11 protein-coding genes are annotated in these 13,975 nt (G+C 64.2%); 4 read left to right on the top strand and 7 right to left on the bottom strand.

The features are described 5' to 3' along the window. Nucleotides 1–35: 35 nt before the first annotated feature. Together mnmD and FIU94_RS03625 are read left to right on the top strand one after the other, a co-directional pair. On the top strand, nucleotides 36–710 hold the full coding sequence (mnmD, locus tag FIU94_RS03630) for a tRNA (5-methylaminomethyl-2-thiouridine)(34)-methyltransferase MnmD (protein ID WP_152464480.1): 675 nt from the start codon (nucleotides 36–38) through the stop codon (nucleotides 708–710). After that, entirely contained in the window at nucleotides 707–1,594 is an 888-nt protein-coding gene (locus FIU94_RS03625) for a DMT family transporter (RefSeq protein WP_152464479.1), read from the top strand. Before mnmD ends, FIU94_RS03625 begins: the two co-directional genes overlap by 4 nt. Here the strand turns inward: FIU94_RS03625 and FIU94_RS03620 are convergent. Further along, a complete protein-coding gene (locus tag FIU94_RS03620; RefSeq protein ID WP_152464478.1) occupies nucleotides 1,541–3,508 on the bottom strand; it encodes a lytic transglycosylase domain-containing protein in 1,968 nt (655 codons plus the stop codon). The genes FIU94_RS03625 and FIU94_RS03620 overlap by 54 nt on opposite strands. Nucleotides 3,509–3,644: 136 nt before the next feature. Between FIU94_RS03620 and dapA the strand changes: the two genes are divergently transcribed. Continuing rightward, complete coding sequence (gene dapA, locus FIU94_RS03615; protein WP_152464477.1) at nucleotides 3,645–4,520, top strand: 4-hydroxy-tetrahydrodipicolinate synthase; 876 nt, start codon at nucleotides 3,645–3,647, stop codon at nucleotides 4,518–4,520. Nucleotides 4,521–4,611: 91 nt separating this feature from the next. Next, complete coding sequence (locus FIU94_RS03610) at nucleotides 4,612–5,781, top strand: M20 aminoacylase family protein (RefSeq protein ID WP_152464476.1); 1,170 nt, start codon at nucleotides 4,612–4,614, stop codon at nucleotides 5,779–5,781. A 15-nt stretch (nucleotides 5,782–5,796) separates the two neighbouring features. Here FIU94_RS03610 and FIU94_RS03605 read toward each other — a convergent pair whose 3' ends face one another. From FIU94_RS03605 to xsc, 6 genes are all read right to left on the bottom strand, one after another. Next, nucleotides 5,797–6,669 carry a DmsC/YnfH family molybdoenzyme membrane anchor subunit gene (locus tag FIU94_RS03605; protein ID WP_152464475.1) on the bottom strand — a complete coding sequence of 291 codons (873 nt, stop codon included), beginning with the start codon at nucleotides 6,667–6,669 and terminating at the stop codon, nucleotides 5,797–5,799. Further along, a complete protein-coding gene (locus FIU94_RS03600) occupies nucleotides 6,669–7,415 on the bottom strand; it encodes a 4Fe-4S dicluster domain-containing protein (protein ID WP_152464474.1) in 747 nt (248 codons plus the stop codon). The genes FIU94_RS03605 and FIU94_RS03600 overlap by 1 nt, the downstream gene beginning before the upstream one ends. Nucleotides 7,416–7,488: 73 nt before the next feature. Then, nucleotides 7,489–10,302 carry a molybdopterin oxidoreductase family protein gene (locus FIU94_RS03595; RefSeq protein WP_152464473.1) on the bottom strand — a complete coding sequence of 938 codons (2,814 nt, stop codon included), beginning with the start codon at nucleotides 10,300–10,302 and terminating at the stop codon, nucleotides 7,489–7,491. A gap of 19 nt (nucleotides 10,303–10,321) precedes the next feature. Then, nucleotides 10,322–11,080 carry a sulfite exporter TauE/SafE family protein gene (locus FIU94_RS03590; RefSeq protein WP_152464472.1) on the bottom strand — a complete coding sequence of 253 codons (759 nt, stop codon included), beginning with the start codon at nucleotides 11,078–11,080 and terminating at the stop codon, nucleotides 10,322–10,324. After that, nucleotides 11,073–12,173: an acetate/propionate family kinase gene (locus FIU94_RS03585; RefSeq protein ID WP_152464471.1), complete on the bottom strand. Its 1,101-nt coding sequence runs from the start codon at nucleotides 12,171–12,173 to the stop codon at nucleotides 11,073–11,075. Before FIU94_RS03585 ends, FIU94_RS03590 begins: the two co-directional genes overlap by 8 nt. Before the next feature lie 3 nt (nucleotides 12,174–12,176). Beyond that, nucleotides 12,177–13,955, bottom strand: coding sequence for a sulfoacetaldehyde acetyltransferase (xsc, locus tag FIU94_RS03580; RefSeq protein ID WP_152464470.1), 1,779 nt, complete (start codon nucleotides 13,953–13,955; stop codon nucleotides 12,177–12,179). Nucleotides 13,956–13,975 lie beyond the last annotated feature (20 nt).

Raw genomic sequence — 13,975 nt, 5'->3', positions numbered from 1 at the left:
CACATCTGGCGTAACTCTCCACAGCGGGCAACCCCATGCAGCAGCAGTCCGACCCGATCACATGGCGCGACGGCGACGTGCCCGTTTCGACCCGTTTCGACGACCCGTTCTTCAGCCTGAACGACGGAGTGGCGGAAACGCGGCATGTGTTCATGGCAGGCAATGATCTGCCTGCGCGGTTCCGCGACGGATTCGCCATCGCAGAGCTGGGGTTCGGCACCGGCCTGAACCTGCTGATCGCCTGGGACGCCTTTGCCACCGCGTGCCCCGATGGCACGTTGCACTTCACCAGCTTCGAAGCCTTTCCCCTTTCCCGCGCCGACATGGCCCGGGCGCACCGCGCCTTTCCCGACTTCGGGGGGCGGCGTGACGCGCTTGCGGCAGCCTGGACCGGGGCGGGGGGCGCGATCAGCCTGCCGGGCCTGCGGCTGAACGTCATCACCGGCGATGCCCGCGATACCCTGCCGGTCTGGCCGGGTCGGGCTGACGCCTGGTTTCTCGACGGCTTCGCCCCGGCCAAGAATCCCGAACTCTGGTCGCCAGACCTGATGGCGGCGGTCGCCGCGCATACGGCAACGGGGGGCACGGCGGCGACCTACACCGCGGCGGGTGGCGTGCGCCGGGGGCTGGCCGCGGCAGGCTTCGATGTGGCGCGGGTTCCGGGGCACGGGCGCAAACGGCATATGACACGGGCGCGACTGGTCGCATGAGCCAGGGCAACAACACACCGCTTGGCATTGGCCTGATGATCGCCACGACGTTCATTTTTGCGGTGCAGGACGGTCTGTCGCGTCATCTGGCGTCGGAATACAACGTGTTGATGGTCGTGATGATCCGCTACTGGTTCTTCGCGGCCTTCGTAATGGCGGTGGCAGCGCGGCGCGCGGGTGGCATTCGCACCGCGGCACAGACCACGCAGCCGGTGGTGCAGGCGGTTCGCGGCATCCTGCTCGCGTCAGAGATCTGTGTGATGGTCTTGGCCTTCACCATCCTTGGGCTGGTAGAGAGCCATGCCGTCTTTACCTGTTATCCGCTTCTGGTGGCCGCCCTGTCGGGGCCGATTCTGGGCGAAAGCGTGGGCTGGCGGCGCTGGGCGGCGATCGCCGTGGGCTTTGTCGGCGTGCTGATCATCCTGCAACCGGGGATGAGCGTTTTCGATCCCGCCGCGCTGATCCCGCTCTTGGCGGCAGCGATGTTTGCGGTATACGGCCTGCTGACCCGCTATGTCGCCAAGGCCGACAACACCGCTACCAGTTTCTTCTGGACCGGCGTCGCCGGGGCCGTGACCATGACTTTGGTCGGCATCTGGTTCTGGGAACCGATGACCGGCCCGGACTGGATCGTCATGGCCTGTCTCTGCGTGACGGGCATATCCGGCCACTGGTTGCTTATCCGCGTCTACGAGGTGGCCGAAGCAAGCGCGGTACAACCCTTCGCCTACTTTCAGCTCGCCTTTGCCGCGGTCATCGGTCTCAGCTTTTTCGGCGAAACGGTGCGCGCCAACGTGATCGCGGGGGCGGGTCTCATCGTTGCGGCGGGCCTATTCACCTTTTGGCGTGAACGCCTTCAGCGTCGATCCCGTCAACTCCTCTGAGAACGGGACCGGCAGCGGGTCCTTGCCCAGCCGTGCGCGGTAGACCGGCAGGCTTTCGGTGACGCGCATGATGTAGTTCTGGGTCTCGCGGAAGGGCACCATTTCGACCCAATCGACGATGTCGATCTCTCCCCGGCGGGGATCACCGTAGAGCTCCATCCACCGTGGCGGTCGCGCGGGGCCCGCATTGTAGGCCGCCGACATCATCACGACGTTGCCGTCAAAGCGGCGGGCCATCTGGCTGAGGTACGTCGCCCCGAGCCGCGCGTTGTAATCCGGGTCCGCAATCATCCGGTCGGTGGTGTGCAGGTCGCTGATGCCCAGGTCCCGCGCGATGTCCCGACCAGTGGCAGGCATGATCTGCATCAGGCCGCGCGCGCCCACGGCGCTTTGCACAACGGGATCGAATTCGCTTTCGCGGCGGGCGATCGACAGGCTCATCTCCGGCGCCATCGGCAGGTCCATCTCGACCAGCGAATGCAGCGGATAGTAGGGCGCGGCAATCGTCAGCCCGCGCTGCGCGGCCCGTTTGCCGATCATCACGGCAAGGTGGGGCTGGCCGATGTCGATGGCCGCCTGCCCCAGCAGATGCAGGTCTTCCTCCACCAGTTGTTCGGCCAGGTGCGTCCAGAAGCGTTCGGCCAGATTCAATTCACCCGAGGCCTGCAACAGCATTCCGGCCATGAACAGAGGCGCGTCGGCCAAGGCCGAGGTGCGCCAGTCCTGTTCGGGTTCCGGCCCCGCGAGGCTGGTGTCGAAAGGCAGGCCGCCCCGTTCCGCGGCCAGAAGCCCGTAAAAGGCGGTCTGGTACTTCGCCCCCATGGCATAGGCTTTGGCCGCGCCTTCGGCATCGCCCATCGCCTCCAGCGCGCGGCCCTGCCAGTAGCCTGCCCGCCCCTGCGAGATCGGAGACTCCACTGCGTCGTCATGGTTGCTGAAATGCTCATACGCCGTTTCGGGGTCTTTCAGAAAGCGCAACGCGATATATCCCGACAGCCATTCCAGATCGGCGTAGTCCGACCCGGGTAGCAGGTGATGCTGCGAGGCCATTCGATAGGCGCGCTCGGGATCGCCCGACCGCATCTCGCCCCGCGCCAAAGCGCGGCGGCGGTTGCCCCATTTGTCGGGTCGGCCCAGCGCGGCGACCGAGGTGGAGCGTTCCAGCATCAGGTCTTTGGCGTCGCCGACCAGGTTCTTGCGGATACGCCATTCGAACCGGTCGTGCTGAAGGCCGGGATCGCCTTTCTTGGATGCGGGCAATGCGTCGATCATCGGGTTCACGTTGCCCTCAAGCCTTTGCAGCGCGATACGCGTCTCGGCCAGCGCAACGTCGTCCTTGCCGACCAGATCGAACATCTGCCGCGCCTCGGCGTGCTCACGTTCCCACAGCATGTGCTCCAGCCGCGCGACGTGGTGCGGCTTCAGCAACGCCTCATGGTCCCTGAGGAACATTGCCTGTGACGTGGGGTTCATGGGCATGGTGCGCCAGGCCAGAACAAGGTTCGCTTGCGCGTCGCCCAGCTTGCCTGCCCTCTCCAGGGCCGCCGCATGCGCCAGGACACCGCGCGGTGTCTGCGCAGGGACCTGTCCGAAAAAGCTGAGAATCGCCGCATCTCCGGCGCGGATCACCGCTTCCTCGCTCTGCCGACGCAGATAGCTTTCGCCGGGCCAGTCCGAGCGCCGTGCAAGGAATGTCCGCACCTCGTCATAGGTGCCGCGCCCGGCCCGCAGTCGGTGCCATTCGATCACATCGGCTGCGACCGCCCCGTCCCGCTGCGCAATGGCCGCCGCCGCGTCCCAGTTGCCGTTGCGCATTGCATCCATCGCCCAACCCAGCGGGCGCGGGCGTTGCTCTGCCTGGGCCGCAACGGCGAAGGTGAAAACAAGCATCAGGGCCGTCAGAAGTCGTGTCATCGCTTGAGTTTCCATGGGTCAGGGGCTAGAGGCTTGCAACATATGGCATGAGTCACCGAGTTCAAATCACGTGGCCGTGCCTTTTGACTGATTTCCAGACCGGCATGTCGCCGGCCAGCACAAAAGGAGCGTGCATATGTTCAAAGGCTCTCTGCCTGCCCTCGTCACGCCGTTCAGGAACGGCGAGCTGGATATGGAAACACTGAAGAAACTCGTGGAATGGCACATCGGCGAAGGCTCCAACGGGCTGGTTCCCGTGGGGACCACGGGTGAATCCCCGACGCTGACGCACCGCGAGCATGAGCAGGTGATCGAAGAGGTCGTGAAGGCCGCTGATGGACGGGTTCCGGTCATCGCCGGGGCCGGTTCGAACAGCACGGTCGAGGCGATCCGCCTTGCGCGCCACGCCGAGGAGGTGGGCGCCGATGCGCTGCTGGTGGTCACGCCCTACTACAACAAGCCGACGCAGCGCGGGATGATCGCGCATTTTACCGCTGTGCACGATTGCTGCGAGTTGCCGATCATCATCTACAACATCCCGCCCCGTTCGGTTGTTGACATGATCCCGGCCACCATGGGCGAACTGGCCAAACTACCCCGTATCGTCGGTGTCAAGGACGCAACCGGCGATGTTGCCCGGGTGAGCGCGCAACGCATCACCTGTGGCAAGGACTTCATTCAGCTGTCGGGCGAAGACGGCACCGCCCATGGCTTCAACGCGCAGGGCGGGGTTGGCTGTATCTCGGTTACGGCCAATGTTGCGCCGCGAATGCTCAGTGAGATGCAGGCGGCCTGTGCCAACTGGGACTACGCCAAGGCGCTGGAGATTCAGGACCGGCTGATGCCACTGCACCAGGCGATCTTTACAGAGCCTGGGTTGGTCGGTGTGAAATATGCCATGTCCCGGCTCGACCTGTGCAGCGAAGAGGTGCGCCTTCCACTCAGCGGCCTTTCCGACGCGACCAAGGCGCTGGTGGATCACGGTCTGCGCCATGCGGGTCTGCTGAACTGAACCGGTTCGGGGGTGGGCGATGCCCACCCTACACTTCCCTGCAAAGCGGGCGTAGGGTGACGGGACATCCATCCAGCACCGGAGCCTGCACATGAACATCCTTCCCACGATCGCTGACAGCAAGGACGAGCTGGAGGCGATTTTTCGCGATCTGCATGCCCATCCCGAGATCGGCTTTACCGAGGTGCGCACCAGCGGGATCGTGGCCGAAAAGCTGCGTGAATACGGTGTGGACGAGGTGCATACCGGCCTTGGCAAGACGGGCGTCGTCGGGCTGATCCGGGGCAAGGGGCAGGGCAACCGCCGCGTTGGCCTGCGTGCGGACATGGATGCGCTGCCAATTCACGAGGAAACGGGTCTGGACTATGCCTCCACCGTGCCGGGGGTGATGCATGCCTGCGGTCATGACAGCCATACGACGATGCTGCTGGGGGCGGCCAAACACCTTGCGGCGACACGGGATTTCGACGGGACGGCGGTGGTCGTGTTCCAGCCCGCCGAAGAAGGTCTTGGCGGCGCGCGGCAGATGCTGGCGGACGGTCTGTTCGAGCAGTTTCCATGCGACGAGATATTCGGCATGCACAACACCCCCAACGGCAAGCCCGGCAAGGTCGGCATCTGCAAGGGTGCCGCCATGGCCGGTGCCGCCTTCTTTGACATCGCGATCAAGGGCAGGGGCAGTCACGCGGCACGGCCAAGCGATAGCAAGGACAGCCTGATCATCGCCGCCTCGCTGGCCAGCGAGCTTCAGACGATCCTGAGCCGCAACATTCCGGCGCAGGAGGTGCTGGTGCTGTCGGTGACACAGCTACATGCGGGGTCAGCCTATAACATCGTGCCTGATACAGCGACGCTGGCAGGTACGGTTCGGTACTTCAAGGACGAGATGTACGAGCTTGCCGCCGCGCGCATGAAGGCGATCTGCGACGGGATGGCGACCATGCACGGTGTCGAGATCACGCTGAACCTGCGCAACGTCTTTGACGTTCTGATCAATGACGATGAGCTGTCGGACATTTACATGCAGGCGGCGGGCGACATTGTAGGCGCCGATAACCTCGACCCCGAGACAGCGCCTGTGACCGGGTCCGAGGATTTCGCCGACATGCTGCGGGTGATCCCCGGCGCTTATTGCACAGTCGGCCATGCGGGTACCGTGGGGCTGCATAATCCCGGCTACGTGCTCGACACCTCTGTCCTGCCTGTCGGCGCCTCGATCATGGCACGGGTGGTCGAGCGGCGGCTGCCGCTCAACGGCTGATCCTCGGGGGGCAGGTCATCGTTTACCGTAGTAGAGGCCGACCACATGCTCGGCCTCTGCGAAGAACAGCCAGCGCGATGTCAGCACCCCGGCCACATGCGCCAGCACCGCGATGACAGCCAGCAGGTGGCTGAAGGGCAGCAGCAACAGCAGCACAGGCAACACGATCATCAATCCGAACGAGATCACCCGCAGTTTCCGCGCATGTTTACGGCCGATCTGAAAGACGAATTCGCGCAGCAGGTAGTTGGTGCCGGTGTGCGGCGGTTCGAAGGCGCGGACCTTGCCGATATCGCCAAGGCGGGTGGCGCTTGCCATATCCGTGCCGGACCCCGACAGCGCCCTGTCGCCCAGCAGCCAGGTGGCGATCTGGATCAGGCCCGCCAGGATCAGCAGAATGATCCCCCAGGTGATCTGACCCGCCAGAAGGGCGCCCCCCGCCAGGCTCAGAGACAGAAAATAGGCCGGGGTCAGGGGCAGATGCCAGCGGGGTACGGTCTTGAGCTGCGTGTAGATCATCGCGGTGGTGAAAACCGTCGCAAGCGAAAGGATCGCCCCCAGGATGCCCACGGGCTGCCAGGAGGCGCTGAAGAACACCAGCCCCGCGCCATAGATGGCCATGACCACCAGTGCGGCGACAGCGCATACGCCCTCCCGGCTCAGCCAGCTTGAGCGCCATTGCGTGAACGCCTTGAGCGCGCGTTCCGGATGACCGAGGTGAAAGGTGGAGGAAATCAGCCCGCCTACTGCCAGCACATACGCAATGGCGAAGAAGGCGAAGGCGGACCAGCCGCTGACGGTCGGTATCCCGAAACCCAGCCAGAAGAGCAGGCCAAAGCCCAGCCCCGAGAAGGTCGAAAATGCGATGACGGAAGGTGCGGGATGCATCAGAGTTTCTCCAGTGCCTTGTCGAGCCAGCCCAGAAAACCCTTGGGTTCTTCCGCGACGGGTTCGAGATAGGGGCCGAGGACGTCCAGCTCTAGGATGTTATCCTTAGGCCGGGGCGGCAGGTACTTGTTCACGGGTTTGGTGCCCTGCTCCGGCATCAGGTCAACGCCGCCGCGTTCGGCGACGAGCTGGCTGACCGCACTGTCCGGGTCGCCCAGATCGCCGAAATGGCGCGCGCCTGCAGGACAGGTGCGCACACAGGCGGGGGTCCGGTCCACCTCCGGCAGGTTCTCGTTATAGATCCGGTCGACGCAAAGGGTGCATTTCTTCATCACCTTCTCGGTGGCGTCCATCTCGCGCGCGCCATAGGGGCAGGCCCAGGCGCAAAGGCCGCAGCCAATGCAGTCGCTTTCATTGACCAGCACGATGCCATCCTCGACGCGCTTGTAGCTGGCACCGGTGGGGCAGACGGTGACGCAGGGCGCGTCTTCGCAATGCAGGCAGGATTTGGGAAAGTGGATCAGCTGGGCGTGACCTTCCTCGGGCTGCACTTCGTAGCTGTGTACCCGGTTCAGGAAGGTGCCGGACGGGTTGTCGCCATAGGCGTCCTGATCGCTGAGCGGCGCGCCATAATTCTCGGTGTTCCAGCCCTTGCACGAAATCACACAGGCATGGCAGCCCACGCAGGTATCGAGGTCGATGACAAGGCCGAGCTTCTTCTCGGTGCGTTCGGGGAGAGACGTCATGCGATGCCCTTTCTGTGTCGTGCCGGAACCGTCGTCCGGCCCAGACCGAATGTCCGCCGCGGCTTGCGTTCCGTCATTTGCCCACCTTCCACGCCAGATTTTCCGGCGCTTCCGGGACCGGCGACTTTAGCGGAGGAAACTCCGGCTTGGCTTCCCCGGGGGCGGCGGTCTTCTCGATCTTCACTTTGAGGTCGAACCATGCAGCCTGCCCGGTGATCGGGTCCGAGTTCGCCCAGCGCAGCCCGTCGCCCTTTGGGGGCAGCAGTTCATGGATCAGGTGGTTCAGCAGGAAGCCTCTGGTCGCCTCCGGTGCATCCTTGTCCAGCGCCCAGGCCCCCTTTCGCTTGCCAATGGCGTTCCAGGTCCAGACGGTGTTCTCGTTCAGGGCCGCCATTTCCATGACCGGCACCGTGATCTCGCCGTGTGGGGAACTGACCCTTGCCCAATCGCCGTCCGCCAGGTCATGCTGCCGCATCAGCCTGGTCGGCAGGTAGAGTGGATTGTGCCCGTGCAGCTGCCGCAGCCAGGCGTTCTGGCTGCCCCAGGAGTGGTACATCGCCATCGGCCGCTGGGTGAGGGCGTTGATCGTATAGCCATCATTGCCCTGCTGGTCCGTCTCGTACCAGATCGGCAGGGGTGACATGGTCGCTTTGATCCGGTCGCGCAGGTGTTCGGGCGGCTGCCGCTCGCCATGGCCTTCGGCGGCCAGCTGGAATTTCCGCAAAGGTTCGACGTAGAGCGAGAACAGATAGGGCTGGGGGCTGTCATAAAGGCCCATGTTGACGGCCCATTCCTGGTAGCCCCGGTTCCACGGCTTGTAATAGTTGGCGCCATCCGGGATATGCGCGGCAAAAAAGCCCCCGTTCTTGATGTAGTTGTCCAGCTGTCCTTCGTTCGGTCCGCCGCGCCCGTGTTGGAGGCCCTCTTCGCCCATGCGCCAGCCTGCCAATGGGCCGATGCCGGGGCGGCGTTCGTGGTTTACGATGTAATCCGCATAATCGGCGTATTTCTGGCTGCCATCGTCATTGACGAAACCGGGCAGGCCCAGCTTTGCGCCCAGATCGCAGAGCGCGGACTGGAAGCCTTTCACGTTACGGTCCGGTTCCACGACCGGCCAGCGGATTGCATCCGCCGCCGCGTCCGCCTCGCAGATGGGCCGATCCAGCAGGGATATGCAGTCGTGCCTTTCGAGATATGTCGTGTCGGGCAGGATCAGGTCGGCATAGGCCACCATTTCCGAGCTGTAGGCGTCCGAGTAGATGATATGCGGGATGACGTAGTCGCCGTTTTCATCCGTGTCGGTCAACATCTCCATCACGCCGCCGGTGTTCATGGAGGAATTCCAGGACATGTTGGCCATATACATGAACAGCGTGTCGATCTTGTAGGGATCGCCCGCATGTGCGTTCGAGATCACCATGTGCATCAGGCCATGCGCGCTCATCGGGTTTTCCCAGGTGAACGCCTTGTCGATACGCGCAGGCGTGCCGTCGTCCTTCAGGGCCAGATCGTCGGGGCCGTGGACGAAACCAAGGTGCGGCCCGTTCAGCGGACCGCCGGGGGTCATGCCGGTATGGGGCTTGGGATGTGCCGTCGCGGGCTTGGGATAGGGCGGTTTGAAACGAAAGCCGCCGGGGACCTCCACGGTGCCGAGAATGATCTGCAAGACATGCAGCGCGCGGCAGGTCTGGAAGCCGTTGGCATGGGCCGAGATGCCGCGCATCGCGTGAAAGCTGACCGGACGGCCGATCATCTTGTCGTGCGTTTCGCCGCGGAAGTCGGTCCATGTGTGGTCCAGCTCGAACGCTTCGTCAAAAGCCACGCGGGCCAGTTCCGATGCGATGGCGCGGATGCGGTTTGCAGGGATTCCGCAACGCGCCGCGACGGCCTCCGGGGCGTAGTCCTCGCTCAGGTACATCTCCGCCATCATGTGGAACACGGGCCGGTGGGTCACGCCCCTGGCGCGGTGCGTGGCGGACAGGTCCGGCTTCACACCGGGCTGGTCGTAGGGGGTCAGCTTTCTGGTCACACGGTCGATGACCAACTGTTTGCCGTCCTCGTCGCGCAGGTAGAGACCGAAGTCCGGCGACTTTTCATCACCGTTCACCAGAACCGGGGCGTCGGTATATTGCGCAAGGTAATGCAGGTCGATCTTGCCCGCCTTCATCAGGCAGTGGATCAACGACAGGATGAACAAACCGTCGGTGCCCGGCGTGATGCCGACCCAGTCGTCGGCGACTGCGTTATATCCGGTGCGGATGGGGTTCACTCCGATCACCCTTGCACCGCGTCCCTTGATCTTGCCGATCCCCATCTTGATCGGGTTGCTGTCATGATCTTCGGCCACGCCGAACAGCATGAACAGTTTGGTATGGTCCCAGTCGGGTTGGCCGAATTCCCAGAAAGCGCCGCCCATCGTGTAGATGCCTGCTGCCGCCATGTTGACCGAACAGAACCCGCCATGCGCCGCGTAGTTGGGGGTACCGAAGGCCTGCGCCCAAAAGGACGTGAAAGACTGCGATTGGTCCCGCCCGGTGAAAAAGGCCAGCTTTTCAGGGTTCGTGTCCCGGATGGGACCAAGCCAGCCGGTCGCGATGTCATAGGCTTCGTCCCAGGATATTTCTTCGAATTCGCCCGATCCGCGGGGGCCTACACGTTTCAGCGGCGCCCGCAGACGCGAAGGCGCATTGTGCTGCATGATCCCCGCCGACCCCTTAGCGCAGAGAACGCCCTGATTCACGGGGTGGTCGCGGTTGCCCTCGATATAGGCGACCTTGCCTTGCTTGAGGTGCACATTGATCCCGCAGCGGCAGGCGCACATGTAGCAGGTGGTCTTGCGCACCTCGTCAGACACTTTCGGGCTCAGGTCTAGCTTGGGCTGGTTCATCACCGGGGTCCTTTCAGGGTCAGATCAGGCTGCGGATCAGTGACAGGGTCGCAAGCCCGATCAGCAGGCAGAGGCAAAAAGGCTTGTAGTAGGGTTCCCATCTGGAAGTGAACAACCGGGCGCCAATCCAGACGCCCGCCACTGTAACAGGCACAAGGAAAACCGCAGCCTGCGCGGCGGATCGGGTCATCACGCCAAAGCCCAGCAGGTAGGCAAGCGACCCCAGTGAACCGAAAAAGAGATAGAGCACGAGCGTCCCGCGCATAGACCGGGCCGTATCGTTCTGGCTGAGCACATAAAGCGCGACAACCATGCCGCCCACATGTGCCAGACCCGAGGCGATGCCGGCGACAACACCGGCCAGCACGGTGCCCCGGCGGGTGGCCAGTGCGGAGATGTTGACCCGCAGCAATTGCAGCGCGGCCAGCACCAGGATCACCACCAACGCGATGCGGGCGGAGGTCGTCACCGGCAGGCTGACGGTCAGCCACAAGCCCAGGGGCCAGCCTATCAAGTTGCCCGCGACCAGCAGGGCCGCGCGCAGTCTGTTCGCCTCGCGCCAGCCTCCGCGGGCCATCATCAGGCTGGCCGCCATTTCCTGAAACCACAGGACCGGGATCAGCAGCACGGGGGCGATGAAGCTGGCTGCACCGGCCATCACCAGCGCCGACAGGGCAAAACCTGCAAAGCCGCGCACCAGCCCCGCTGCGAAGACGATGGCGAAGAACAGCGCCATATCGCCGGGGCCGAGGGGCAGGGGGAACCAGGGATCAGGCATCGGCGGCGCCGATGCCGGTCAGCTGCGCGGCTTGCATGGCGATATGCGCCTCTTCGGCAGCGGGGACAACATGAACGGGCAGGTCTCCGGCCCAGCGCAGCAGATCGGCGATGCGGTTGCGGATGTCCGCGTCGTTCTCGCCGATGCCGCCGGTAAAGGCGATGGCGTCGCAGCCCCCCATGGCGGCGAACATCGACCCGGCCTGGCGCGCGGCCCAATAGGCAAAGTGATCGCGGGCGAAAGCAGCCTGAGGCGCATCGCTGGCAGCCAGGTCACGCATGTCGCTGCCAAGGCCCGACAGGCCGAGCAGTCCGCTTTGTGCGCTGAGGATCTGGTCGGCCTGCGGCAACCCGACGCGAGAGACCAGCTCCAGCACCGCGCCGGGGTCGATCACGCCGACGCGACTGCCCATGGTCAGCCCCCCCAACGGGGAATAGCCCATGGTGGTGGCCACCGATTGCCCATCTCGGATTGCGCAGAGCGAGGCACCGTTGCCTAGGTGAAGCGCCAGCAGCCGTGCAGGCAGCGGCGCGCCGGTCATCTCCGGCAGGGCGCGGGTAAGCGCGGCATAGCTGTTGCCATGAAAGCCATAGCGCCGCAGCCCGCGCGTGGCAGGCAGATCGGGCAGAGCGTACCGCCGGGCGACCTCTGGCACCGTGGCGTGAAAGGCGGTGTCGAAGCTGGCCACCTGCGGCATCGACGGGGCGGTCTGTGCGACCCAGTCGATGGCAGCCAGATGATGCGGATTATGCAGCGGCGCCAGCGGGATGCAGGCCTCGATGCCCGCGCGGACCTGGTCGGTGATGCGCGCCGGGGCGGTGAATTCATCCCCGCCATGCACCACGCGATGCGCCACCAGCGCGAGACGGTCCAGCGCCGCGCCTTGAGCCGCCAGCGTGTCCGCCACCGCACGCAGCGCAGCGGCATTGTCCGGCAGCGACAGGGCGCGCGGTGCTGTGCCGCTCACCTTCACCGCACCCTGGGCGCCGATCCCCGTCGCCTCGACCCGCAGTACTTCGCGGAAATGCGCGCCGAATAGCGCGCATTTGATCGACGAGGATCCCGCATTGAGGACGAGTATCGGCCCAGGCACAGCTCAGACCGACTGCGGCCGCATGTCGGACTTCGAGATGCCAGCAACACTGACCGGCTTTTTCATCGCATCGCGGCGGAAGGGTTCGCCCAGTTCCTGGTTGATCATGGCTTCGATCAGCGTCGTCTTGCCGTGATTCATCTGGTCGTCGATCGCTTTTTTCAGGGCTGCGGTCAATTCTTCCATGCTGCGGGCGACAACGCCTTCAAGCCCGCAGGACCGGGCGATGCCTGCATAGGACACTTCGGTGTCCAGTTCCGTTCCGACAAAGTTGTCGTCGAACCACAGGGTCGAGTTCCGCTTTTCCGCGCCCCACTGGTAGTTGCGGAACACGATCTGGGTCACTGCGGGCCACTCACCGCGACCGATCGCGGTCAGTTCGTTGACAGCAATGCCAAAGGCGCCGTCACCGGCAAATCCGACGACGGGCACGTCGGGGCAGCCGATCTTGGCGCCGACGATGGCGGGCAGGCCATAGCCGCAGGGGCCGAAAAGCCCGGGCGCCAGATATTTCCGGCCCGTATCAAAGTCCGGGTAGGCGTTGCCGATGGCACAGTTGTTGCCGATGTCGGAGCTGATGATCGCCTCGCGCGGCAGGGCCGACTGGATCGCGCGCCATGCCATGCGGGGCGACATCCAGTCCGGCTTGTCCTTGCGGGCACGCTCGTTCCAGGTGGTGCCGGGATCGTCTTCTTCGTGGTCCATCGACGACAATTGCTGCGCCCAGGTGGATTTCGCCTTGGCGATACGCGCCTTGCGATCTTCGCGGCCCGCGTCGCCAGCGTCGTCCGACAATTGGTTCAGGATGCCTTTCGCGACCTTCGCCGCATCGCCCACGATGCCGACGCTGACCTTCTTGGTCAGGCCGATGCGGTCGGCGTTGATGTCGACCTGGATGACCTTGGCGTCCTTGGGCCAGTATTCCATGCCATAACCCGGCAGGGTCGAGAACGGGTTCAGCCGGGTCCCGAGGCACAGGACCACGTCTGCGTCCTTGATCAGTTCCATCCCTGCTTTCGACCCGTTGTAACCCAGCGGTCCGGCGAACAACGGATGAGACCCCGGGAAGGCGTCGTTGTGCTGGTAGCCGACGCAGACCGGCGCATCCAGTCGTTCGGCCAGTGCCTTCGACGCGTCGATGCCGCCCTTGGACAGGACCACGCCAGCGCCGTTCAGGATCACGGGGTTCTTGGCTTCCGACAGCAGCTTTGCCGCCGCCGAAACCGAACCTTCGCCGCCAGGCGAATGTTCGAATTCCACCGGATCGGGAATTTCAATATCCACGACCTGGGTCCAGAAATCACGCGGGATGTTCAGCTGCGCGGGGCCCGACAGGCGCTTGGCCTTGGCGATCACGCGGGTCAGGACTTCGGCCACGCGGGTGGGGTCGCGGACCTCTTCCTGGTAGGCGACCATGTCCTCGAACAGTTTCATCTGTTCGACTTCCTGGAAGCCACCCTGGCCGATGGTCTTGTTCGCGGCCTGTGGCGTGACCAGCAACAGCGGCGTGTGGTTCCAGTAGGCGGTTTTCACGGCAGTGACGAAGTTGGTGATGCCGGGGCCGTTCTGGGCGATCATCATCGACATCTTGCCGGTGGCGCGGGTGTAGCCATCCGACATCATCCCGGCGGAGCCTTCGTGTGCGCAGTCCCAGAACGTGATCCCGGCCTGCGGGAACAGGTCGGAGATCGGCATCATTGCGGAACCGATGATCCCGAAGGCGTTGTCGATGCCATGACGCTGCAGAACTTTCACGAATGCTTCTTCGGTCGTCATTTTCATGGGTGGTGATCCTTAATGTC

The organism is Sulfitobacter sp. THAF37, assembly GCF_009363555.1.
Lineage (GTDB): Bacteria > Pseudomonadota > Alphaproteobacteria > Rhodobacterales > Rhodobacteraceae > Sulfitobacter.
Note: the sequence above shows the minus strand (reverse complement) of the source record. Positions and strands in the feature narration are given on the sequence as shown.